The 591-nt window shown below is 48.4% G+C and carries 1 pseudogene; it reads left to right on the top strand.

The annotated features are described in order from the left end of the window. Window positions 1–591 (top strand): annotated as a pseudogene (locus FKN93_RS17565) (IS3-like element ISVpa4 family transposase); the annotation flags it as partial.

The following is a 591-nucleotide window of genomic DNA, read 5'->3' as shown; positions in this document are numbered from 1 at the left end:
AAAAGGAGCTGCTTGAAAACGCAGCCATGATTTTTGCCACCGAAAATCACTCAGGAAAAGAGAGTTCCGAAGAAGTGGACAAACTTCACGCCAAGATCGGTCAATTGACCATGGAAAATGATTTTTTGGCCAAAGTGCTCGGTCGTTAGACCGAGCCCAGCGAAAGAGTTCGCTGGTTAAATCCACCCCATTGCCGATAAAGCGCCAATGTGAGCTGCTCAATATTGCTCGCTCTACCGCTTACTATCAACCCATCGGACTCTCTGCTGAGGAGATCACGTTACGACGAATGATTGACGAAATTCATCTGCAGTATCCGTTTATGGGCAGTCGGCGCATTCGAACTGAGCTGGCTAAAAATGGCCATAGCGTTAATCGTAAGCGTGTTGTTCGACTCATGCGCGATATGGGGATTGGGGCGATTTACCCCAAGCCCAAAACGACGCTGGCGAACAAAGCACACAAGGTGTATCCCTACCTGTTGCGTGATATCGAAGTCACTTACCCAAACCAAGCTTGGGCGATTGATATCACATATATCCCAATGGCGAAGGGGTTCCTGTACCTCGTTGCGATTATCGACTGGTATAG

This window comes from Vibrio sp. A8-1 (assembly GCF_013048685.1).
Lineage (GTDB): Bacteria > Pseudomonadota > Gammaproteobacteria > Enterobacterales > Vibrionaceae > Vibrio > Vibrio metschnikovii.
This window is presented reverse-complemented; position numbering and strand designations above follow the sequence as displayed.